The sequence below is a fragment of the Sinorhizobium psoraleae genome (genome assembly GCF_013283645.1).
In the GTDB taxonomy this organism is placed as follows: domain Bacteria; phylum Pseudomonadota; class Alphaproteobacteria; order Rhizobiales; family Rhizobiaceae; genus Sinorhizobium; species Sinorhizobium psoraleae.
Map to the genome: position 1 here is coordinate 1,624,020 of NZ_JABEKV010000001.1, position 20,126 is coordinate 1,644,145.

23 protein-coding genes are annotated in these 20,126 nt (G+C 63.9%); 15 read left to right on the forward strand and 8 right to left on the reverse strand.

The window, feature by feature from the left end; all coding sequences use genetic code 11:
• Positions 1-25 precede the first annotated feature (25 nt).
• From ILFOPFJJ_RS07575 to ILFOPFJJ_RS34945, 3 genes are all read left to right on the forward strand, one after another.
• On the forward strand, positions 26-1,423 hold the full coding sequence (locus tag ILFOPFJJ_RS07575) for an aminotransferase-like domain-containing protein (RefSeq protein ID WP_173509907.1): 1,398 nt from the start codon (positions 26-28) through the stop codon (positions 1,421-1,423).
• Positions 1,424-1,624: 201 nt separating this feature from the next.
• A complete protein-coding gene (locus tag ILFOPFJJ_RS07580; protein WP_173509908.1) occupies positions 1,625-2,041 on the forward strand; it encodes a DUF983 domain-containing protein in 417 nt (138 codons plus the stop codon).
• Between the two features lie 66 nt (positions 2,042-2,107).
• On the forward strand, positions 2,108-2,311 hold the full coding sequence (locus ILFOPFJJ_RS34945; RefSeq protein WP_246299488.1) for a GDCCVxC domain-containing (seleno)protein: 204 nt from the start codon (positions 2,108-2,110) through the stop codon (positions 2,309-2,311).
• 27 nt (positions 2,312-2,338) lie between these two features.
• On the opposite strand, the gene ILFOPFJJ_RS07585 is transcribed toward ILFOPFJJ_RS34945, so the two are convergent.
• Together ILFOPFJJ_RS07585 and ILFOPFJJ_RS07590 are read right to left on the reverse strand one after the other, a co-directional pair.
• A complete protein-coding gene (locus ILFOPFJJ_RS07585) occupies positions 2,339-2,977 on the reverse strand; it encodes an NrsF family protein (RefSeq protein WP_173509909.1) in 639 nt (212 codons plus the stop codon).
• Between the two features lies 1 nt (position 2,978).
• Positions 2,979-3,512: a sigma-70 family RNA polymerase sigma factor gene (locus tag ILFOPFJJ_RS07590; protein ID WP_173509910.1), complete on the reverse strand. Its 534-nt coding sequence runs from the start codon at positions 3,510-3,512 to the stop codon at positions 2,979-2,981.
• A gap of 254 nt (positions 3,513-3,766) precedes the next feature.
• On the opposite strand from ILFOPFJJ_RS07590, the gene ILFOPFJJ_RS07595 reads away from it, so the two are divergent.
• The 4 genes from ILFOPFJJ_RS07595 to ILFOPFJJ_RS07610 are packed head-to-tail and all read left to right on the forward strand — an operon-like array spanning position 3,767 to position 6,375.
• Positions 3,767-4,090: a BufA1 family periplasmic bufferin-type metallophore gene (locus tag ILFOPFJJ_RS07595; protein WP_173509911.1), complete on the forward strand. Its 324-nt coding sequence runs from the start codon at positions 3,767-3,769 to the stop codon at positions 4,088-4,090.
• A 51-nt stretch (positions 4,091-4,141) separates the two neighbouring features.
• Positions 4,142-5,071, forward strand: coding sequence for an MNIO family bufferin maturase (gene bufB, locus ILFOPFJJ_RS07600; RefSeq protein WP_173509912.1), 930 nt, complete (start codon positions 4,142-4,144; stop codon positions 5,069-5,071).
• Positions 5,058-5,858, forward strand: a complete 801-nt coding sequence (locus ILFOPFJJ_RS07605; protein ID WP_173509913.1) for an HvfC/BufC N-terminal domain-containing protein — start codon at positions 5,058-5,060, stop codon at positions 5,856-5,858. The genes bufB and ILFOPFJJ_RS07605 overlap by 14 nt, the downstream gene beginning before the upstream one ends.
• A 4-nt stretch (positions 5,859-5,862) precedes the next feature.
• Positions 5,863-6,375 carry a DoxX family protein gene (locus ILFOPFJJ_RS07610; protein WP_376741386.1) on the forward strand — a complete coding sequence of 171 codons (513 nt, stop codon included), beginning with the start codon at positions 5,863-5,865 and terminating at the stop codon, positions 6,373-6,375.
• Between the two features lie 217 nt (positions 6,376-6,592).
• Here the strand turns inward: ILFOPFJJ_RS07610 and ILFOPFJJ_RS07615 are convergent, their stop codons facing one another.
• Both ILFOPFJJ_RS07615 and ILFOPFJJ_RS07620 read right to left on the reverse strand, forming a co-directional pair.
• Positions 6,593-7,204, reverse strand: coding sequence for a 2-hydroxychromene-2-carboxylate isomerase (locus ILFOPFJJ_RS07615; RefSeq protein WP_173509914.1), 612 nt, complete (start codon positions 7,202-7,204; stop codon positions 6,593-6,595).
• A 170-nt stretch (positions 7,205-7,374) separates the two neighbouring features.
• Positions 7,375-8,262 carry an SDR family oxidoreductase gene (locus ILFOPFJJ_RS07620; protein ID WP_173509915.1) on the reverse strand — a complete coding sequence of 296 codons (888 nt, stop codon included), beginning with the start codon at positions 8,260-8,262 and terminating at the stop codon, positions 7,375-7,377.
• 150 nt (positions 8,263-8,412) lie between these two features.
• Here ILFOPFJJ_RS07620 and ILFOPFJJ_RS07625 point away from each other — a divergent pair, with 150 nt between their 5' ends.
• Positions 8,413-8,817 carry a winged helix-turn-helix transcriptional regulator gene (locus tag ILFOPFJJ_RS07625; protein ID WP_173509916.1) on the forward strand — a complete coding sequence of 135 codons (405 nt, stop codon included), beginning with the start codon at positions 8,413-8,415 and terminating at the stop codon, positions 8,815-8,817.
• Positions 8,818-9,204: 387 nt separating this feature from the next.
• On the opposite strand, the gene ILFOPFJJ_RS07630 is transcribed toward ILFOPFJJ_RS07625, so the two are convergent.
• Positions 9,205-9,924: an aspartate/glutamate racemase family protein gene (locus ILFOPFJJ_RS07630; RefSeq protein WP_173509917.1), complete on the reverse strand. Its 720-nt coding sequence runs from the start codon at positions 9,922-9,924 to the stop codon at positions 9,205-9,207.
• Positions 9,925-10,149: 225 nt separating this feature from the next.
• Here ILFOPFJJ_RS07630 and ILFOPFJJ_RS07635 point away from each other — a divergent pair, with 225 nt between their 5' ends.
• From ILFOPFJJ_RS07635 to ILFOPFJJ_RS07650, 4 genes are all read left to right on the forward strand, one after another.
• The gene (locus ILFOPFJJ_RS07635) at positions 10,150-10,614 is read left to right on the forward strand and encodes an Lrp/AsnC ligand binding domain-containing protein (protein WP_173509918.1); all 465 of its coding nucleotides are present in this window, start codon (positions 10,150-10,152) and stop codon (positions 10,612-10,614) included.
• 193 nt (positions 10,615-10,807) lie between these two features.
• A complete protein-coding gene (locus ILFOPFJJ_RS07640) occupies positions 10,808-11,473 on the forward strand; it encodes an SOS response-associated peptidase (protein WP_173509919.1) in 666 nt (221 codons plus the stop codon).
• Between the two features lie 105 nt (positions 11,474-11,578).
• Positions 11,579-12,847 carry an NAD(P)/FAD-dependent oxidoreductase gene (locus ILFOPFJJ_RS07645; RefSeq protein WP_173510184.1) on the forward strand — a complete coding sequence of 423 codons (1,269 nt, stop codon included), beginning with the start codon at positions 11,579-11,581 and terminating at the stop codon, positions 12,845-12,847.
• A 123-nt stretch (positions 12,848-12,970) separates the two neighbouring features.
• Positions 12,971-13,855: an aminoglycoside phosphotransferase family protein gene (locus tag ILFOPFJJ_RS07650; RefSeq protein ID WP_173509920.1), complete on the forward strand. Its 885-nt coding sequence runs from the start codon at positions 12,971-12,973 to the stop codon at positions 13,853-13,855.
• Between the two features lie 7 nt (positions 13,856-13,862).
• Here the strand turns inward: ILFOPFJJ_RS07650 and ILFOPFJJ_RS07655 are convergent, their stop codons facing one another.
• The gene (locus ILFOPFJJ_RS07655) at positions 13,863-14,618 is read right to left on the reverse strand and encodes a thermonuclease family protein (RefSeq protein WP_173509921.1); all 756 of its coding nucleotides are present in this window, start codon (positions 14,616-14,618) and stop codon (positions 13,863-13,865) included.
• 318 nt (positions 14,619-14,936) lie between these two features.
• On the opposite strand from ILFOPFJJ_RS07655, the gene ILFOPFJJ_RS36190 reads away from it, so the two are divergent.
• On the forward strand, positions 14,937-15,641 hold the full coding sequence (locus ILFOPFJJ_RS36190) for a hypothetical protein (RefSeq protein WP_173509922.1): 705 nt from the start codon (positions 14,937-14,939) through the stop codon (positions 15,639-15,641).
• 376 nt (positions 15,642-16,017) lie between these two features.
• Positions 16,018-16,575: a transglutaminase-like cysteine peptidase gene (locus tag ILFOPFJJ_RS07665; RefSeq protein WP_173509923.1), complete on the forward strand. Its 558-nt coding sequence runs from the start codon at positions 16,018-16,020 to the stop codon at positions 16,573-16,575.
• A 178-nt stretch (positions 16,576-16,753) separates the two neighbouring features.
• Here ILFOPFJJ_RS07665 and ILFOPFJJ_RS07670 read toward each other — a convergent pair whose 3' ends face one another.
• On the reverse strand, positions 16,754-17,197 hold the full coding sequence (locus tag ILFOPFJJ_RS07670; RefSeq protein ID WP_173509924.1) for a TIGR02594 family protein: 444 nt from the start codon (positions 17,195-17,197) through the stop codon (positions 16,754-16,756).
• A 515-nt stretch (positions 17,198-17,712) separates the two neighbouring features.
• On the opposite strand from ILFOPFJJ_RS07670, the gene ILFOPFJJ_RS07675 reads away from it, so the two are divergent.
• On the forward strand, positions 17,713-18,690 hold the full coding sequence (locus ILFOPFJJ_RS07675) for a hypothetical protein (RefSeq protein ID WP_173509925.1): 978 nt from the start codon (positions 17,713-17,715) through the stop codon (positions 18,688-18,690).
• A gap of 315 nt (positions 18,691-19,005) precedes the next feature.
• Here ILFOPFJJ_RS07675 and ILFOPFJJ_RS07680 read toward each other — a convergent pair.
• A partial coding sequence (locus tag ILFOPFJJ_RS07680) for an ABC transporter permease (RefSeq protein WP_173509926.1) occupies positions 19,006-20,126 on the reverse strand: 1,121 nt, incomplete at its 5' end.

Below are 20,126 nucleotides of genomic sequence, written 5' to 3' on the forward strand. Positions count from 1 at the left end.
ACATTATCGAAGTGGGATGTTGTCGATGGGCAAGGATCGTGCCGGTCTTTCGTGGGTGCCGACGCTTAGCAAGGCGGACGGACCGCTCTATCTTGCGATCGCGGAAGCATTGGCCGCGGATATCGCGACCGGCGCTCTCAGGGACGGAACACGCCTGCCTCCGCAGCGGGCGCTTGCGAGCGCGCTCGGCATCGACTTCACCACAGTCAGCCGTGCCTATAACGAGGCGCGGGCGCGTGGGCTGATCGAGGGCCGCGTCGGGCAGGGCACTTATGTCAAAGTGCGGCGGAGGAACGCCGATCGCCCATCCGGCGGTGGGCTCGTCGACATGAGCATGAACCTGCCGCCGCTCTTCGACGATCCGGAACTTGTCGCCCGGATGTGGGGCGGTATCGATGCACTTGAGCGCGAGCAGGGCCTGGATCTCCTGATGCGCTACCAGGCGATCGGCGGCGCCTTGCCGAACAGGGCGGCAGGCGCGGCCTGGCTGCGGCCGCGGCTTGGCGAAGTGGCAGCGGAGCGGGTGCTCGTCTGCCCGGGGGCGCAAGGGGCACTGCTTGCAACCGTCAGCATGCTTGCCGGGCGCGGCGATGTGATCTGCGCCGAGGCGCTCACCTATCCGGGGCTGCGATCGCTTGCTGCCCATCTTGGCATTGGCCTTACCGGTGTGGCGATGGACGAGCACGGGCTTCTGCCCGAGGCGTTCGAGGCCGCCTGCGTCAAGCACCGGCCGAAGGCGCTTTATTGCAATCCGACGCTTCACAATCCGACGACGGCGACGTTGCCGCTCGACCGCCGGGAGGCGGTCGTCGCGATTGCCCGCAGGCATGGCGTCGCAATTGTCGAGGACGACGCCTACGGTGCGCTGCCAACCAAACCGGTGCCGCCGCTCGCGGCGATTGCGCCCGAGCTTGTCTATCACGTGGCGGGGCTTGCCAAGTGCCTGTCGCCGGCGCTCCGCGTCGCCTATCTCATCGTACCGGATGCCGTGAACTCCGTCCGTGTCGAGGGCGCGATCCGCGCGACCGCCGGCATGGCCTCGCCGCTTTCGGCGGCAATCGCCACGCGCTGGATCGAGGATGGAACGGCGGACGCTGTGCTTGCCGACATTCGCGCCGAGACCGGACGGCGCCAGCGGATCGCAACCGGCATCCTGCCGGCCGATCGCGTCGTGACCGATCCCGAAGCGTTCCACCTCTGGCTCAGGCTGCCCTCCGCCTGGACACGCGGCGCGTTCGGTGACCGGCTGCGCACGGCGGGTATCAGCATCGTCGCAAGCGATGCCTTTGCGCTTGCTGCCCCGCCGGAAGCCGTGAGGCTGGGGCTCGGCGCGGCGGAAACCTCCGTCGAGCTCGAGCGCAGCCTCGCCGTCATCGCCGATCTTCTCGCGCAATCGCCTGCCGTCCTGAACTTCGTCGTCTGAGGGCGCACAGCCGCAACCCGGCGCAATTGTCGCAGGTACAGATGCATACAATTGATTGACGATGTATGTTTTGTATGGCTTCCTTTTCCATGTGCCGGCGAGGACGTGGAGCACCGGGCATCTCGGAACCGTAACATCGCTTGCGCGTTCGAATTATGTGCCCCGCGCCTGCTGCCGACTAGATTTTGGAAAGGAAAGACAGTGTCTTCACACAAGGATTGGCCGGCACTTTCGCCGTTGCAGACGGGTCTGCGTGGCCGCTGCCCGCGCTGCGGCCAAGGGCATCTGTTCGAGGGTTTCCTGAAGCTCCGTCCGGAATGCGAGGTCTGCGGGCTTGATTATTCTTTCGCCGACCCGGCCGACGGCCCGGCGTTTTTCGTCATCTGTTTCGCCTGCGTGCCGAGCGTGCTGCTTGGCGTCTGGCTAGAGGTGCAGTACGGCGCGCCGCTCTGGGTGCATCTGCTGACGACCGGTCCCTTCATGCTGCTCACCTGCATTCCGCCACTGAGGCCGCTGAAGGGCTGGCTGGTCGCAAGCCAGTTCTTCTACAAGGCCGAAGAGGGCAAGGTCGTGCGCCGGGCCGTGGCGCAAGCGCCTGATGCGAGCGTCAGACGGTGATTTGATGTAAGATCATCGGGTAGGCCGGGGCGTCGGAGTCGCGAGCGCCATGGAGGCACGGGCCGCATGACGAATCTGATCTCGATCGTGACCTGTCCCGCCTGCCGGCATCAGTCGGTCGAAACCATGCCGACGGATGCCTGCCTGCATCTTTATGAGTGCAAGAGTTGCGGCATGCTCCTCAAACCGAAGGAGGGGGATTGCTGCGTGTTTTGTTCCTACGGCTCCCAGCCGTGTCCGCCCATTCAGGAGGCGCGAGCCCGCCGATAACTGCGTGAAGCAATTGCTCGGCGCGCTCTACCAACGGGCGACGCGGTGGCCGGCGAGGGTCCCGAGAAGCGCCAGGATCGCGATCGCGATCGTGTACCAGGTAACGACGAACAGGGGCGAATCGTCGGTGCAATGGGAGGCATAAAGCGTCGCGGCGATGCCGCCGGCCACAAGGCCCGCCATTGCGCCGGCCAGTGCCGGATGGGACGGGGCGCCGTGGCGTAGCGCGAGCAAAAGAAGCGCGAGCGGGCCGATCCCGATCAGCGGAATGAAGGTCAGGCAAACCAGGCTGTTCGTCCCGACAAGCCTGCTCGACCAGGTTTCGGCGGGCACGACGGCGAGTTCGATCGCGACGCCTGCGAGGATGAGCGCAGGAGCGATGGCAAGAAAGCGCAGCGGGCCGCGCGGATCCGTCTCCGGACGCGACAGCATCCGCAGAAGAGCAAACGCGCTTGCGGCAAGGGTGATCGTCACCACGAACTTGAAGAGAAAACGGAGCGTCTGCGCGGCGCTGGCAATATCCGCCCGGGGGCCGAGCAGGACGACGAAGACGGTTGCGGCGATGACGACGGCAGCGAAGACCGCGCCCCACCAAGCCGCGTTCATCGGCACGCCGGTTCGCCGGTTGTCCGCGGCAAGAGCCTTGATGAGTTCATGCGTCTCCATGTCAGTCTCGTCCAAATCGCCGCGCGATGGCAGCAAGGCCGCGATGAAGCGCGACGCGAACTGCGGTTTCATTCATGTCCAGGCTCCGGGCCGTCTCCGCGATCGTGCGCCCCTCGACCGATATTGCCGTCACCACCGAACGCTGCCCGGGGGTGAGCGTTTCGAGCGCTCGGCCGATTTCCCAGTCCCTGACCGTTTCCGGTTCCTCGGCAGCGAGCCGGTCTTCCAGCTCGCCGATCTCGATCCGGGAATGGCGGCCCTGCCGTCGCAAAGCATCGACCAGCTTGTGCTTCGCGATCGCGTAGACCCATGGCGTCACCGGCCCGTCGCACCGCCAGGTGTGGCGCTTCACATGGATGGCCAGCAGCGTTTCCTGGACGATGTCTTCCGGATCCGGACCGCCGAACGCCCTGCGCCGCGCCCAAGCGCGAACGAGGCGCGCGGTCTCGTGCAGGAAGTCGCCATAGGCCCGCTCGTCACCGTCGAGCGCCGCACGGAAAAGTCTGGCGAGGCTCCCTTCATCCACGCCGTCCACCTGTGCTTCCTCCCAATTCGCTCGTCCTTGTCGCTTGTTACATCTCCGCCGCAATCGTTTCGCTAAAATGGGACGACGAAGAGTGTAAAGCGGTATTCCGCCCGTATCCTCGGCCTCTCTTCATCGTGATCCGGCAGGGGACGCGGGCTCACGAAAGCGTGTAGACGCCGAATGTAACATATCTCCCGTTGGTGCGAACGAGGCTCTGTGTGCCTGAAGAGAGCACACCAGGAAACCAACACGGAGACGAAATCATGTCTACGAAATCCACGATAAGTGCGGCCATGCTGGCGAGTGCGGTGGCAGCCGCGGTGTCGTCGTTCGCGATCGCCGCGCCGCTTTCGGAAGCCGAGGTCAAGGCCGCGATGGACGCCGGCAAGGAGAAGTGCTTCGGCGTCGCGCTCAAGGGCCAGAATGATTGCGCGGCCGGCCCGGGCACCACCTGCCAGGCGACCTCGACGGTCGACTATCAGGGCAATGCCTGGAAGTTCGTCGATGGCGGCACCTGCACGACGATGCAACTGCCGGACGGCCGCAAGGGCTCGCCGGAACCGCTGACGCGCGATCTTCCCTCATAAGCAATCTGTCCTGAGCCACCTGTAGACAAGCGCCGGAAAGCGGAGGCAACGATGGCCAAATTGGCAATTCACGCGGATCGTGGCGCGTCGGAAGGCTCCCGGTTTCCGGCGCATCGGATCGACGGACTGGCAGGCACCAGTTTCAAGCACCAGCATCTCACATCCATTCTCGAGGATGAGACAAGCAATCGCGGTTTCTTCGAGGTTCATGCGGAAAACTACATGGGCGAGGGCGGGCCGCCGCACGCGGCACTCACCCGGATACGCCAGGATTACCCGGTTTCGCTTCATGGCGTCTGCATGTCGATCGGCGGACCGCAGCCGCTGGACAAGGCGCATCTTGGCCGTTTCGCGCGGCTGATCGAGCGATACGAGCCGGCGCTCGTCTCGGAGCATCTGGCCTGGTCGACGCATGACACGACCTATTACAACGACCTTCTGCCGCTGCCCTATACCGAAGCCACCCTGCAGCGCGTCGCCGACCACCTCGATGAGGTCCAGGAGACGATCCGGCGATCGATACTGCTCGAGAACCCCTCGACTTATGTGCTGTTTAGGGAATCGACGATGAGCGAGACCGCATTCATCCGGGAATTGGTCCGGCGCACCGGCTGCGGTCTGCTGCTCGACGTCAACAATGTCTTCGTTTCGGCAACCAATCACGGCTTTTCCGCTCTCGAATATCTGGCGGATTATCCGCTCGAACATGTCGGCGAGATCCATCTGGCGGGCCATGCGGAGCAAGAGGACGACGAAGGCGATCTCCTCCTGATCGATAGCCACGACGCGCCGGTCGCCGATCCGGTCTGGACGCTCTTCGACATCGTGATCAGCCGGTGCGGACCGATCCCGACGCTCGTCGAATGGGACAGCGCCATTCCGGATTGGCCGGTGCTGAAGGCCGAAGCGACAGCGGCGCAAGCGATCCTCGACCGGCACGCAGGCGCATTCCTGCGGGAGAAGAGCCATGCGCATTGCTGAAAGCCTTTCCGACGACCTTGCCAGCAAGCTGGATTATCCGGCCGGCTTCGTGCCGGCGCTGCTCGATCCCGGCTGCGCAACGCCTGCCCTCGTCGCCGGACCAAGGGGCAAAGCCGCCGACAAGCGCTTCAACGTCTACCGCAACAACGTGACCGTCAGCCTGATCGAAGCACTTGCGGCGGCATTTCCCGCGACGCTGCGCATCACCGGCGAGACCTTCTTCCGCGCCATGGCCCGGTTTCATGTGCGTGAAACGCCGCCTGTATCGCCGCTTCTCTTCGAATACGGCCGGGACTTTCCCGCCTTTATCGAGCGCTACGAATATGCGCGATCGATGCCGTGGCTCGCCGACGTCGCCCGCATCGAGCGGGCCTGGCTCGACGCCTATCACGCGGCGGATGCGCCCGTCCTGCCGCCACATGCGCTGACGTCACTCCCACCGGAGGCCCTTGGCGACGTCGTCTTAGAGGCGCACCCGTCAACGCGCATGGTCCGCTCGGCCTATCCGGCGGTGACGATCTTTGCCGCGAACCGGGCGAGCGGACCGGTCGGTCGCATCAATGTCACCGAGCCGGAAAACGCGCTGGTCACACGGCCGGCGCTGGAGGTGGAGGTTCGCCATCTTCCGCCAGGCGCCGATGTCTTCCTCGGCAGCCTCCTGTCAGGCGAGTCACTCGGAAGCGCTGCCGGGACGGCAAGTGCGCGCTGTCCGGAATTCGATCTCGCAACTGCCATTGTCGTCATGCTTGAGGCCGGTGCCTTTGCCGCGGTTCGCCAGGGAGGATGAGAAGGTGACCCTTGTACCGAAGTTCTTCGAAAGACATGAAAATTGGGGCAGCGGAGGCTGGCTCGGCCGGATCGACGGCCTGATTGCCGCCATCGCACCGACCTCTCTCGCCCAGTTCGCCTTGCGCGTGGGACTTGCCGTCCCCTTCTGGCGTTCGGGCATAAGCAAGTGGGACGGATTTCTGCAGCTCAACGATGTCGCCGTCCTGCTCTTCACATCGGAATTCCAGTTGCATCTGCCCGGCGGGCCATATCCCTTCCCGGCGCCGGCGGTGACGGCCTTCGTGGTCGCGTGCGCGGAGGTGCTGCTGTCGACGCTCCTTGTCCTGGGACTGGCGACACGCCTTGTGGCGCTCGGACTTCTCGCAATGACAATCGTCATACAGCTCACCGTTCCGGACGGATGGCCGATTCATCTGACCTGGGCGGCGATGGCGCTCGGCATCATTACGTGGGGTGCGGGCAGGTTGTCGGTGGATTGGTGGATCGCGTCGGGCGCGCGCGGAGGAAAAGTGTAAGCAGATTGCCCCTCATCCGCCTTCCGGCACCTTCTCCCCGCGAGCGGGGAGAAGGGACTTGAGGCGGCCGCTCACTCCCTTCGCTCCGCCTGCACGAAAGTGGGAGCGAGAGGGCGCGGCATACTCCCTTCTCCCCGTCAAAACGGGGAGAAGGTGCCGGCAGGCGGATGAGGGGCAAGCAACTCAACATGCACCCCATGCATCGCAGCAGCATTTCTCACCCCGGATTCCCCTGGTCCAGATTGTGCTGCCATTCGATCGCGTCCTCCAGGCGATCGTGGCCCCAGAACAGTTCGCCGTCGGCGACGAAGGAGGGCGAGCCGAAGATGCCGATCTCCTTCGCCTCTCTGGTCGCGGCGTCAAGCGCATCGGCCACGGCGCCGGAGTTTGCCTGCTTCAGCACGCGGGCGGGGTCCTGTCCCACTTCCCTGATGCTCGACGAGAGGTTGGGCTCGCTGCCGGCGGGGTCGCGGTCGACGAACCAGCGGCGGTAGGTGGCGATCGCATAGGCCGGGCACCAGCCTTCATCGGCGGCGAGTACGGCAATGCGGTTGGCCTGTTCCAACTCCGGCAGCGGGTAGGGGATAGGCAGCCTCAGGGGCAGGCCGAACTTCGCGGCGCGCCGCTCGATATCGCGCCACATATAGGCGGCCTTGAGCGGCTTGTCGGCGAAGGGAACGTCGTTTGCGTCAAGCTGGACCGCGCGAGCGTCGAAGGGTCTCCACCGAACGTCGACGCCCGCCTTCTCGGCGACCTCCGGCAGCCGCATGACAGCGAGAAAGGTGTAAGGGCTTCCTATCGAAAACCAGAAGTCGATCGGTACCGTCATTGCTCTTCCTCTTCCTCCCCCATGCTGCAGATGTTCGCGATTGCCTTCGGAGGGCAACCCCCAACCATCCACGCAGGAGAGGTAGATAGGGCTAGGACGCTGCGCGCCAATGCGGGCCTTCGACAAAAAGCCCCGGCCGGTTGCGACCGGGGCTTTGATGTGCGGATGATCTATTGAACGAGCGCGGCCTTGCTCGCTTTGAGGAATGCGGGAAGGCTGACGGGGGTCTTGCCGGTCAGCGCGGCAAAATCGCCGGTAACCATGCCGATATGGCCTTCGCGGGTGTTGCTGTCGAAGGAGACGACGATCGGGATCAGGAAGTCGGGCAGGCCCGCGCCCTTGAGGCCGCCGGCGCGCGCTTCGTCGGAAATGTGGACGACCTCGAGCTTCTTGCCTGTGGTGCTGGCGACGAGCGCGGCGATCTCGTCGGTCGAGTGCAGTCCGGCGCCGGTCAGCGTGTAGGTGCGGCTTTCCGTGGAGCCGGAGAGGAGTGCCGCTGCCGCGGCTTCCGCCGCGTCGCTGCGGGCGATATGGGCGAGACGGCCGGCACCGGCGGAGGAGAACCACTGCCCGGTTTCAAGCGCGTGCGGCAGAGCCATGAAGAGGTTTTCCATGTACCAGCCGTTCCTGAGGATGGTGTAGGGAATGCCGGTCGCCTTGATGGCGTTCTCGGTGCCGAGGTGATCGGAGGCGAAGGGAATGACCGAGGTTTCGGGGTTCGGCATCGAGGTGTAGAGGATATGCTTGGCGCCGGCCTTCCTGGCGGCGGCGACGGCGTTCAGATGCTGCTGCAGCCGCTTGCCCGGCTGGTTCAGCGTGTCGGTCGAGATGATGAGGATGCGGTCGGCGCCGGCGAAAGCCTCTTCGAGCGATGCCGGGTCGTCGAAGTCGGCGGCGCGGGTCTGGACGCCCTTGGCGGCGTAATCGGCGAGCTTCGAGGTATCACGGCTGGTCGCGATGATATCGGCGGGCTTCGCCTTGCCGGAGGCGAGCAGCGCATCGAGCACGAGCTTGCCGAGTTGGCCTGCCGCGCCGGTCACGAGCAATGTTGCGGACATGTTCTTCCTTTCCTTTCGCTTCCAGCTCGCCTGAGACGTTTCGGCTCACGGGATGCTGGTCTCTTTTTGAGAGTTGCTCTTATGTCGTAATCTGCTAAGAGCTGTAAAGGAGGCAGTTTTTTCTGCTGTGGTTACGGAAAGGGTACCGCCATGAACAGAGCGACGGGCGCGGTGAAGGGCAAGCGGGTGGTGATGGTGTGCGGCGTGCCGATGGATATGGCCAACTGTCCCGTGCGCGACGTGATGGACAATATCGGCGGCAAGTGGAATTCGCTGATGATCCTGTCGCTCGCCGATGGCCCCTTGCGCTTCTCGGAACTCCGGCGGCTGATCCCGGACATTTCGCAGCGCATGCTGACGCAGACGCTGCGCGACCTGCAGCGCGACGGCTATCTGAGCCGCACGGTCTATCCGACGCAGCCGCCGAGCGTGGAATATGCTCTGACGGAGCTCGGCCGGTCGTTTCTCGTACCGCTCAAACTGTTCGTCGACTGGTCGCTCCAGAATCACGACGCGATCCGCAAGGCGCGGGCGGAGTATGACGCGGTGGCGTAGGCGGTGAGGACGATCTTGTTTTGCTCAGCGTTGCCTCGGCCGCGCCGCGTTCGCTGAAAGCCGCGTTAATCACGGCGCGGACGCGCCGTGGCTGGATTCCTGTGACGAGCACAGGAATGAGGGGTGCATGGTTAGCCGCTGGTGGGCTGACAGCAACCCAGAGCTCGCTGCCATCGTTGGGCGTCGCCGGACAACACGCGCGCATCAAGTCAATTGACTTTGCCGTGCACAGCTCAAACGACAGCCTCATTCCTGTGCTTGTCACAGGAATCCAATGCGCCCAAGTCCTTGGACGCGGGAGACTGCCGCTCTGTTCAGGCGTAGCAATTCTACTCTGCCTTTAGCCGACTGAGGACCGCATGCAGCCAGCAGCCGAGTGCTGCAACCTTACGCCGCGCAGCTCACCGCCTCACCGCCGAGGGCGAATTCGACCGCCGCGTCGGCATGGATGGCGGTGGAATCGAAGCCGGGAAGCGGCAGGTTGGCGGGGTCGAGGATGAGGCAGATCTCGGTGCAGCCGAGAATGACCGCGTCGGCGCCTTCGGCCTTGGCCTTCTCGATGAGCGCGACCAGCGCCGTGCGCGACGGCTCCAGCACCTTGCCGGCGCAAAGCTCGTCGAAGATGACGTTGTGGGTCAAGGTGCGTCCGTCCGCGTCCGGCACCATCAAGTCGATGCCGTGCCTTTTCATGCGCTCGGCATAGAAGCCGTGCTCCATCGTGTAGCGGGTGGCAAGCAGCAGCGGCCTGCGGCTGCCGGCGGCCTTCAGCCGCGCCGCGGTCTCGTCGATTATGTTGATCAGCGGCACGTCGACCGAGGCCTGCACCTGATCGGCAATCAAATGCATGGTGTTGGTGCAGATCAGCACGCATTGCGCACCGCCGGCCTTGAGCCCGCGTGCGACCTCGGACAGGCGCTCTGCTGCGTCCTCCCAACGGCCTGCCTTCTGCAAGTCGACGATCTTCTGGAAATCCACGGAGTGAAGCAGCACTTCGGCCGAATGCATGGCGCCCAAGCGCTCGCGCACGGCCTCGTTGACCATGCGGTAGTAAACCGCCGAGCTCTCGAAGCTCATGCCGCCGATAAGGCCGATCTTGCGCATTTCCATGGAGAGGTTCCCTTGTTCTTGAACAGACATCAATTCCGGAACGCCGAAGATGCCGCGTTGCCACCTTCTGATCCCGTTCCATTGTTAAAAGTATGGCGCGGCTTTGACCGGATGTGTTTGCTTTGATGAAGAGATTTGGGGAAACAGGCGCAAAAAATTTGTGCCAACGTCGCATTTTCTGCAAATTATTGGCGTCAACTGGATCAGCAGCGAGGAGTCACTGGCGTGTTGGATGAGAGAGACCGGAAGCTGCTGGCGCTTCTGCAAGAGGATGGCAGTGCGGCGATGAGCGACCTCGCGGAGCGCGTGAACCTGTCGCTTTCCGCCTGCTCGCGCCGCATCCAGCGACTGGAGGAGGCGGGTTACATCGCACGACGCATCGTCGTGCTCGACCGGGAAAGGATGGGCGTGCCGACCACGGTCTTCGCGCTCATCAAGACCGCGCATCATTCCGATGAATGGATCGAAATATTCCGGCGCGCAATCAGCGATATTCCCGAGATCGTCGAGGCGCACCGGCTGACCGGCAATTACGACTACATCGTCAAGATCGTGCTGCCGCGCGTCGAGCATTACGACGTCGTCTACAAGCAGATCGTGCGCAAGGTGGAACTCTTCGACGTTTCCGCGTCCATTTCCATGGAAGTCTTGAAAAGCGGCACGGCAGTGCCGGTCGGTTATGCGGAGTAGGCGGTCCCTATTGCCGGACGCGGCGTTCGCGCGTGGAGCGGTTGACGCAGCCTCGTGCCGGGCTGCATGCAGCGCCGCGCGTCCTTTGAGCAGCGCAAAGGTCGCTGTAGCACTTTGAAGTGCTGCATGTTTTATCCTTAAATCGCGTGACGATTTAAGGAAACGAGCAGTTTGTCGACGCGGAGGAAGGTCGATGTGCGGACGCTTCACCAATATGATGACATGGCCCGAACTGATCGCGCTCTACCGTCTCACGCTTGAGGAATATTACGGCCGCAACACTGAGCCGCGCTACAACATCGCCCCGACCGATACCGTGCCCTTCGTCCACAATGACAGGGAAGGCAAGCAGGTCTTGGAGGACGGCCGCTGGTGGCTGGTGCCGTTCTGGGCGAAGGAAATACCGAAGGCGGCGATGTTCAACGCTCGCACGGAGGAGGCGGATACGAAACCCGCCTTCCGCGACGCCTTCAAAGTGAAGCGCTGCCTGATCCCGGCGGACGGCTTTTACGAATGGACCGCGGGCGACGACGGCGGAAGGGATCCTTGGTTTATTCATCTGCCGGATCGTGCGCCATTTTCCTTCGCCGGCGTATGGGCGCGGAACAAGACGCTCGACATCACCAGCTTTACGATCCTGACAATGCCCGCAACTGATCCGGTCAAGACGCTGCATGACCGGCAACCGGTCATTCTCGATCCGGCGGTCTATGATGAATGGCTCTCGGCCGACACCGCCGTCGCCGACGCCAAGGCGCTTATCAGCCGCAATCTTGGCGACGCCCTGCAATTTCACCGCGTCTCGCGCGAGATCAATTCGTCAAAGTTTGAGGGCGACCCAGGAATCGATGTGCGCTGACCGCTGCGCCAAGTTTGCAACGGAGCCATGCCGAACGTGTGGTTGCGTCGGGCCGGACAAAGGTGGAGGGTTTGTCGAGTGTCTTGAGAGAGCGGTGTGAAAGTCATGCACGACAACCATCATCTCGTCGTCGTCGGCGGAGGTTTCGGCGGGCTGCAGCTCGTCAACGACCTTCGCGGCGCGCCGGTCCGGATAACGCTGATCGACAAGCGCAACCACCATCTCTTCCAGCCGTTGCTCTACCAGGTGGCAACGACGTTGCTGGCGACGTCGGAGATCGCGTGGCCCATCCGCAACCTTTATCGCGACCGGCCGGAAGTGACGACGCTGCTCGGGGAGGTCGTGGGCGTCGATCCGGCTAACAAGGAGGTGACGCTGACGAGCGGCAGGTCGGTCCCTTACGACACGCTGGTGCTCGCGACCGGCGCGACGCATGCCTATTTCGGCCATGACGAATGGGCTTCGGTGGCGCCGGGACTGAAGACGCTGGAGGACGCGACGACCATCCGCCGCCGCGTGCTTCTCGCTTTCGAACGAGCGGAGGTCGAGGAGGATCCTGAGAAACGCAATGCGCTGCTGACCTTCACGGTGATCGGCGCAGGACCAACCGGGGTGGAACTCGCCGGCATCATCGCCGAAATGGCGCACCGGACGCTGCCCGGCGAATTCCGCCGCATAGACACGCGCAAGGCACGCGTCGTGCTCGCCGAGGCGGGGCCGCGCATTCTTCCCGCCTTCACCGAAGAACTGTCCGCCTATGCGGGCGGTGAACTCGCAAAGCTCGGCGTCGAGGTGCGCACGGGCGTTCCCGTTACCGACTGCACGCATGAGGGTGTGATGATCGGCGAGAGCTTCGTGCCGAGTCGCACGCTCGTCTGGGCCGCCGGCGTCCAGGCCTCACCTGCTGCCCGGTGGCTCGGCATCGAGGCGGACCGCGCCGGCCGCGCCGTCGTGGAAAGGGATCTCACCGCACCGGGACTGCCCGATGTTTTCGTCATCGGCGACACGGCCTCCGTCGTGTGGGAGGCGGGCAAGCCGGTGCCGGGCATCGCGCCCGCCGCCAAGCAGCAGGGCGCCTTCGTTGCCCGGATGATCCGCGCCCGGCTCGAAGGCAAGCCGGCACCGGGTCCGTTCCGCTACCGCCATCAGGGGAGTCTCGCCACGATCGGCAAGCGCGCCGCCATCATCGACTTCGGCAGGATCAAGCTCAAGGGAGCGCTCGCTTGGTGGATTTGGGGCATTGCCCACATTTACTTCCTGATCGGCACGCGAAGCCGCTTTGTCGTCGCCTGGAGCTGGCTGTGGATCTATCTCAGCGGCCAGCATAGCGCCCGGCTCATCACCCAGAAGGAGACGCTGCGCGAGGAGGGATAGCGGCCGGTGAGGCCATAACGGATCGGCACGCGGCAGCGGTGTGCTGACGGAAAGCCGTTTTGCACTTTTCCCTCCCATGCTCTAGAAGGTTGCTGTCTTTCGATTTCGAATGCAACTTTTTGTATGCTAAACATCGACGCATCTCTCGTCGGCCGACTGATCGCCGCGCAATTTCCCGAGTGGGCGGATCTTCCGATCAGGCCAGTCGAGTTCGACGGATGGGACAATCGGACCTTTCATCTGGGCAGGCACATGACGGTGCGGCTGCCGAGTGCCGCGCCCTATGCACTTCAAGTCGAAAAAGAGCAGCGCTGGCTGCCGATCCTGGCGCCGCGCCTGCCGCTGCCCATTCCCGTGCCCTTGGCAGTGGGACGGGCGGGCGAGGGTTATCCCTGGCCCTGGTCGGTTTACGAGTGGCGCGAAGGCGAGATCGCGACCCATGCACCTGTCGCGGATCTCAGCGCTTTCGCGGCGACGCTGGCACGTTTCCTCGTGGCGCTCGAGGAGATCGACGCAACCGACGGGCCGGCGCCGGGACAGCACAATTTTTTCCGGGGCGGTCCGCTGACCGTCTATGACGCGGAAACGCGCCGGGCGCTCGTTGCCCTCGAGGGAAGAATCGATACGGACGCGGCACGCGCGGTGTGGGAAGCAGCGCTTGCCGCGACGTGGCACGGCGCGCCGGTCTGGTTTCACGGCGACGTCAGTTCCGGCAATCTTCTGGTCGAGAATGGGCGGTTGAGCGCGGTGATCGACTTCGGCACCTCCGGCGTCGGCGATCCTTCATGCGACCTCTCGGTCGCCTGGACCTTTTTCCACGGAGAAAGCCGGGAGGCGTTCCGCGCCGCGCTGCCGCTCGACAAGGCGACTTGGGCACGCGGCCGCGGCTGGACGCTCTGGAAGGCGCTTATCGTCCTTGCCGAACTTCCGGGCACTGATCGCCTTGAAGTGGAAAAGTCGCGGCGCGTGATCGAGGCGGTGCTCGCGGATCACGAACGCCACGGCTAATAGGTTCTCAGCCGGAGACGCGAGCGACGGAGCGGCCGCACCAGGAGGAAGCTTGTCCGGCCCGTTTGCGCACGAGCCCCTCGGAGACCAGGACATCGCCAAGCGAGGTTCCGTTGCGCATCACCAGATGCGGGCTTCCACCTTCGCTGCCGCCGCCCTTCGACGCGACGAGCGTGAATTTGCCGGCATTCAGCAACTCGCGCAGCCGCTGCTTGGCATAGAAGCCGCGCGCGCGTTCCGCCTCGCATTTGGCCTCCTTCGTCTCCGGAGCATCGATATCGGCGATCACGATCTTCTCGCCCTTGAAGAGGAAAGTATCGCCGTCGACAACGCAGTTGTCGTTGCGAATACCGCAAAAATAGAACGTGTTGGAATCCGCAAACCGGGGCGTCGGCTGTTCCATCGGCCGCCCGATCGTAGCCGGTGGAGCAAGCGCCGGTGTTCTGCCGACCGGGGCCGGGGGGACGAGTTCCTGCTTCCTGGCGATCGGGGCGGGGCGCGCAAGCGCCGGGTTCCTGCCGATCGAGCCGGTATGCTCTTTCGGCCGCGCCTGTGCACTTACCGGCTTCGTCTTCGTCTCCCGCGGCGAAAGCATGGCGACCACTTCGGAGGCGCCGGGCAGGTCCGGGAGTTTCGCCCGGTGGTCATAGGCTGCGATGCCGCCGATCATCAGGACGGCCGCGATGTACCAGGGCGCCATGCCGCCGCGATTACCCTTCCGGCTTGCGCCGCGCTTGCGCCTCTTTGAACTCGTTTTGGCCATCCGATTCGGTCCTCGATTACCGGGGCATTATCGGCGCGAGGGGTTGCTGAAAGGTTGCCATCAGGGCCACTGGAAACGGGTCAAAGACGGGGGGGCGGGCCGCTGCGCGGCCTTCCGCCGGTATCGAAGCTATCATCCGAGATGGAGGCCGGAAAAGGAAGACGGGCCCTTGCAGCCGTGCGTCTTTGCAGTCGCATGATGGCCACGAGAACCCGCCAATGGCGGCAGAAATCCCTGCCGCGCGCGCTTTTTTAATGTGCAGGCTGTATGGCGCGTTCCTTCAAACGCGCCACGCACGCGTCAACGGTTGCGGTCGGTATGCCTGGATCTGCCGGGAATTCCGTCACCGCCACCGTCGCCTTTGCCATTATTGGCTTTTCGGAGGTCGCCAGCCTTCTTGCCGCCAGCTTTCTTGCCACCGGCCTTCTTGCCGCCAGCTTTCTTGCCATCGGCCTTCTTGCCGTCAGCCTTTTTGCCGTCAGCCTTCTTGCCGCCAGCCTTCTTGCCGTCGACCTTGTCACCGGCCTTACCGCTACCCTTTTCGCCGGCATTCTTGCCGCCAGACTTCTTGCCACCAGGTTTGTCGCCGCCTTTTCCGGGGGCCTTGTCGCCGCCGCCTTTTCCGCCGCCGTTGTCGCCGCCTTTGCCGCCGCCGTTGTCGCCACCGCCGCCGCCGTTATCGCCGCCGCCGCCTTTGCCGCCGCCGTTGTCGCCGCCGCCATTGTCGCCGCCGCCGCCGTTGTCGCCGCCGCCGCCGTTGTCACCGCCGCCGCCGTTGTCGCCACCGCCGCCACCGTTGTCGCCACCGCCGCCGTTGTTACCGCCGCCACCACCGCCAGGAGGGGGAGCGCTACCGCCGCCGCTGCCACCGCCGCCACCGCCGCCGCCTCCACCGGTTCCGCCACCACCATTACCGTTGGGCGAACGGGCATCGCTGCGATCGTTCCCCGTGGCGGCACTCTTTATGGTTGCCGTCGAGAGGGGAGGGCACATCTTGATCTGTGCGGGCGTCAGGATTTTTGAGCGGTTGAGGGCTACGCAGCAGGCCGCAAAGTTACCTTCCGTCAGTGGACTGCATTGTTTTGCAGTCATGCGCTGTCGCTGTACTGCGTTCGCGTCTGGCGTGATAACTACTGATGCTATTGAAGCCGTCGAAAGGATAAAGAAGAGTTTTAATACGGATCTGTTAAACTTATCCATTACTCAACTCCTACAAAATAAATATTTAAAAAAGTAATGAATAATTCGCGTAAAGCGTTAGGCGGTCAAGTTACGAATTATTAGTAGTACGGGCCACAACATCGCCCAATTTCGGGTTAATCAACCTTGAGTTAATCCCCTTTGGTTATCTGTAAATCGGACGCGGGAGCGTTGCGCCCGCCGTTGGAGGTCGATCTTTATGAAATTTTTCGTCGCACAGGCCGTGTCTCTGTCTCTGTTGCTGTTCGTGATCCCGCAGGTGGCCGAGGCGGGTACGACGATGAGGACCGGTGGCAAGGCCTTCGCGCCACCGGCTTTCGCCTCGTTCTGCGCACGCGAGCCCCGCTTGTGCCGCACCGGTGGCGGGAGCAAGCTCGTCGTTCTCCAGCCGGAAAAGGCGAGTGAGCTGCAGCAGGTGAACCGCGCGGTCAACGCGCGTATCCGGGAACGGAGCGAAGGGGCAGACGACTGGCGCGTGCCTACGGCCTATGGCGACTGCGAGGATTTCGCCATCCTGAAGAAGCAGGAATTGCTCAAGCGCGGCTGGCCCGCCTCGGCATTGCTGCTGACAGTCGCCCGCTATCGCGGTGAGGGGCACACGGTGCTGACCGTGCGCACCAGCGAGGGCGATCTCGTGCTCGACAACATGACCAATTCCGTCCGCGACTGGTCGAGGACCCCTTACAATTACTTCGCGCGCCAGTCTCAATCGAACGGCAGGCGCTGGGAGCGGATCGACGGCGCGCGCCAGATCTGAGGCGATAGCCGCCGTCGCGGTCAAGCCACAATCGTCATTTCCGGTCAGACGCGCGAACTGTCCCTCACGGCGCGTCCGCCGCGATCGACTTCCTGGCCGAGACACATCGGCCAGCGCCGCGCGCCTGATCGGGCGCGCAGCGGTCGTGCGACACTTGAAAGCCGAGCTTTCGCGGCGGTTAACGTCTTACCGCCACAACCTGCCTCCGGCTGAACTGCGACAGCTGAACGCGCCCCGATTGGTTGCCGCCGATCAGTTGTGCAGTCGACTTGGACAGGGCCGACAGGATGCCGACGTGATAGCCACGGCCGGTGCGCACGACGATGACGTCGCCTGGACGCGCAAAGGAGAGGCGCACGGGCGCACCGAACTGCCGCCAGGAACTTGCGAAACTGTAGGATTTGGGCGGCTGTCGGCCGGCTTTCCGTGCAATCATCCCCATGAAATGCCCGCACCAGGGCGTGCGAGCGGGATTGATGCCGAGAGCGGCGCGCAGCCGCCTATTGTGTTTGACTTCGTGCATTCCGGTAAATTGCTGGGCGTAGGCCAGCATGCCGGCGGTGGCCGTGTCCGGGGCGATGAGGGCGACGGATATTGCGGCGAGAAACGCTAAAACCTTCATGGCTGGGTCTCCTTGCCAGTTTTCGGTGTGCGTTCACTGCTAGGAGCCATCCGCCTCTATGCGGAGACGCTGAAAGCGAGTAAAATGCTTTGGAATCAAAGCACTAGAACGCCATTGCGCGCTCGCTCGAACGCGCAGCGAACCACCCTCGGGCTCGGCCATGCCGAGTCCGCTCTTGATTTGTTTCTCTATCCAGCGCGCAGACCCGTGGCGTTCCCGTATTGCGTCGAACGCTGCAACACGGCACCGACGGGGCGGGCGAACCGCGAGGGTTCTGGCCCAACTCAAACGAAACAAAAATTCGGTATTCCCCTGCCATCCGCTGGATAGCGGGCGGAGTTTGCCGCCTGCGTGAAGCAAAATTGTGGCAACAACTTTATCCGCGCCATTTCTCCGCGTTCCGAATGTGGCGGCGCGCCGGATTCGACGCTCGGTCCGGCCATAGAGATCTAGCAGGAGTTGCACTGCCTGTTCCGTTGCCCCAGGATGTGCCAGGGGGATCGGGGAGGCCGGCAATGGAACGCGCGAAGGAGAAAACGGCCCGAAAGACCGGTGGCGAGGCTGGCGGCAAGGCGGCCGCTACGGACGTGGGCCGAGGCAGGCGGAAGGGCGGGAACGAGGGGGCCGGTCCCGCCTCCGTGTTCCTCGAGAAGGACCCCGCTATCTGCCTCGTCTACCACGTCAAGGATGCGCAAGGCCGCTACCTGACCGACGAACAGGCGGTGCGTGCGCTGCAGTCGTCGGCTGTGCCCGCGGACACGATGATCGCGCGCAAGGCGGCCGGCCTCCGCGTCTGCGCGGATGGCGATTCCTGGATCAACATCCTCTGGCCGCTCTCGGCACTGGCGGGTTACGCGCCGACATTCTTCGATATCCTGGAGGGGCGCTACTACGCCCAGAATGTCGCCTATCCGGGTGATACCTTCGAGCAAATGCGCCACAAGAAGGATTACCGCCAGCTGGTGAAATCCGCCTCGTTCGACTTCTTCATCTTTTCGGGCGGCGGCAACGACATTCTCGGCGGCGGCGCCCTGACGGAGCTGCTGCGGCCCAGGACCTCCGGCACGTCGTCCAATCCGAGCAGCTTTCTTCGCCTCGACATCCTCGACCGCAAGGTGCGCTCGCTCGAGGACGGGTATAGCGAGATTGCGCGCGATGTCGCGATCCAGTCGGCCCCGAAGCGGACGCGGATGCTGGTCCATGGCTACGACGTTCCGAAGCCGGTGGTGAACGGCCCGTGGCTCGGCCAGCCCTTCACCCGCCGGGGCTTCAACCTGTCTCAGGATGGCGCGCTGATCGAAGGCATTCTCACCCATCTGGTCGACCGCCTCTACGACATGCTCGACCGCATCGAGCGCGCCCACGACAATATCACCGTCGTTCGCCTGAAGAACGTCGTGCAGGGGCGGTGGAACGACGAGCTTCACCCGAAGAAGGCGGCCTCGCAGGACCTGGCGCAGAAATTCGTGACGGTGATGGAGCCATCGGTGTGAATTGACAGATATCCTCGTGGCTCCGGTCTCCTGCGCCGCAGACGCGGCGCTGCTGGTTTCCTGTGACGAGCACAGGAATGACGGGAGCAAGTGGCAATCACCCCGGACAACACTGACGCCCCGGTCAGCGTTGCTCTTTTTGCATCTTACCGCATCAAATGTTTCGCGACGTCGTCCGCTCCAACTGCCTCATTCCTGTGCTCGTCACAGGAATCAAGCCACGGCGCGTCTGCGCCGTGTTGCCGTGCTGACTCGTCGCCCGGACGCAGATACAAAGCGCGATGCGGGCGGACGCGCCAGCTTTCCTCATGCGGATTAATCCGCGCTGAGCGCCACCGCAGGCTGGAGGCTGGAGGCGTTACGGGCTGGCAGGAAGCCGAAGAGCAGCCCTGTCAGGAACGAGCAGGCGAAGGCGAGCGCCACCGGGCCGATGGTGAAGCTGACCGGCATGCCGAAAGTTTTTGCGAGGGCGCCGGTGCCGAGGCCCGCGAGGACGCCGATCGCGCCGCCGATAGCGGAAACGACCAGCGCCTCGACGATGAACTGCACGAGGATGTCGCGCTCGCGCGCCCCGGTCGCCATGCGCACGCCGATTTCGCGCGTCCGCTCGCTGACGCTGACGAGCATGATGTTCATGACGCCGATGCCGCCGACGAGCAGCGAAATCGCCGCGACCGAACCCAGGAAGAGCTTCATCGTATTCGACGTCTCGGTGAAGGCTTCGCGCACCGACGACATGTTGGTGATCTGCGTATCCTCCTTCTTGTGCCGCTCGTTGAGCAGCGCCTGGATGCGCTCCTGCGTCAGGTCGATCGCGGAGGCGTCCTTCACCTCAACGGTGATGGTGCGGATGTTGCGCTGGCCGAAGATGCGCATGCTGCCCGTCGTCAGCGGCACGAGGACGACGTCGTCCTGGTCGTTGCCGCCGGCGCTGGCACCCTTTTCGCTCATCACGCCGATCACCTGGAAGGGGATCTTGTTGACGAGCACATATTGGCCGATCGGGTCGGAGCCGTCTGCAAACAGCATCTTCACCACGGTCTCGCCAAGGACGGCGACGGGTGCGTAGCTTTCCATGTCATCGCGGTTGATGAACTCGCCGTGGCCGACGCTCCAGGATTTCGCCGCCGTGAACTGCGGCACCGTGCCGTTCGCCGTCGTCTGGTAGTCGACGTTGCCGCGCCTCAGCGTCACCGTGCTCGTCATTTCCGGCACGGCGAAGGCGACGTTCGGCAACTCCTGGATCGCGTCGGCATCGGCCGGCACGAGCGTGACGTTGCTTCCGCCGGCGCTGCCGCGGAAATTGGCCATGCTCGGGCGGACGAGGAGAAGATCGGACCCCATCGAGGAGATGCGGCTCAAGACGGAGTCCTGGGCACCCGTGCCGATCGCGAGCATGGCGACCACCGAGCCGACGCCGATGACGATGCCGAGCA

Excerpts from the sequence above, each read along its gene's own strand:
- ILFOPFJJ_RS07575 (WP_173509907.1), top strand. The coding sequence starts at position 26 with ATGGGCAAGGATCGTGCCGGTCTTTCGTGGGTGCCGACGCTTAGCAAG.
- ILFOPFJJ_RS34945 (WP_246299488.1), top strand. The coding sequence starts at position 2,108 with ATGACGAATCTGATCTCGATCGTGACCTGTCCCGCCTGCCGGCATCAG.
- ILFOPFJJ_RS07585 (WP_173509909.1), bottom strand. The coding sequence starts at position 2,977 with ATGGAGACGCATGAACTCATCAAGGCTCTTGCCGCGGACAACCGGCGA.
- ILFOPFJJ_RS07595 (WP_173509911.1), top strand. The coding sequence starts at position 3,767 with ATGTCTACGAAATCCACGATAAGTGCGGCCATGCTGGCGAGTGCGGTG.
- bufB (WP_173509912.1), top strand. The coding sequence starts at position 4,142 with ATGGCCAAATTGGCAATTCACGCGGATCGTGGCGCGTCGGAAGGCTCC.
- ILFOPFJJ_RS07605 (WP_173509913.1), top strand. The coding sequence starts at position 5,058 with ATGCGCATTGCTGAAAGCCTTTCCGACGACCTTGCCAGCAAGCTGGAT.
- ILFOPFJJ_RS07615 (WP_173509914.1), bottom strand. The coding sequence starts at position 7,204 with ATGACGGTACCGATCGACTTCTGGTTTTCGATAGGAAGCCCTTACACC.
- ILFOPFJJ_RS07620 (WP_173509915.1), bottom strand. The coding sequence starts at position 8,262 with ATGTCCGCAACATTGCTCGTGACCGGCGCGGCAGGCCAACTCGGCAAG.
- ILFOPFJJ_RS07625 (WP_173509916.1), top strand. The coding sequence starts at position 8,413 with ATGAACAGAGCGACGGGCGCGGTGAAGGGCAAGCGGGTGGTGATGGTG.
- ILFOPFJJ_RS07630 (WP_173509917.1), bottom strand. The coding sequence starts at position 9,924 with ATGGAAATGCGCAAGATCGGCCTTATCGGCGGCATGAGCTTCGAGAGC.
- ILFOPFJJ_RS07640 (WP_173509919.1), top strand. The coding sequence starts at position 10,808 with ATGTGCGGACGCTTCACCAATATGATGACATGGCCCGAACTGATCGCG.
- ILFOPFJJ_RS07645 (WP_173510184.1), top strand. The coding sequence starts at position 11,579 with ATGCACGACAACCATCATCTCGTCGTCGTCGGCGGAGGTTTCGGCGGG.
- ILFOPFJJ_RS07650 (WP_173509920.1), top strand. The coding sequence starts at position 12,971 with ATGCTAAACATCGACGCATCTCTCGTCGGCCGACTGATCGCCGCGCAA.
- ILFOPFJJ_RS07655 (WP_173509921.1), bottom strand. The coding sequence starts at position 14,618 with ATGGCCAAAACGAGTTCAAAGAGGCGCAAGCGCGGCGCAAGCCGGAAG.
- ILFOPFJJ_RS36190 (WP_173509922.1), top strand. The coding sequence starts at position 14,937 with ATGCCTGGATCTGCCGGGAATTCCGTCACCGCCACCGTCGCCTTTGCC.
- ILFOPFJJ_RS07665 (WP_173509923.1), top strand. The coding sequence starts at position 16,018 with ATGAAATTTTTCGTCGCACAGGCCGTGTCTCTGTCTCTGTTGCTGTTC.
- ILFOPFJJ_RS07670 (WP_173509924.1), bottom strand. The coding sequence starts at position 17,197 with ATGAAGGTTTTAGCGTTTCTCGCCGCAATATCCGTCGCCCTCATCGCC.
- ILFOPFJJ_RS07675 (WP_173509925.1), top strand. The coding sequence starts at position 17,713 with ATGGAACGCGCGAAGGAGAAAACGGCCCGAAAGACCGGTGGCGAGGCT.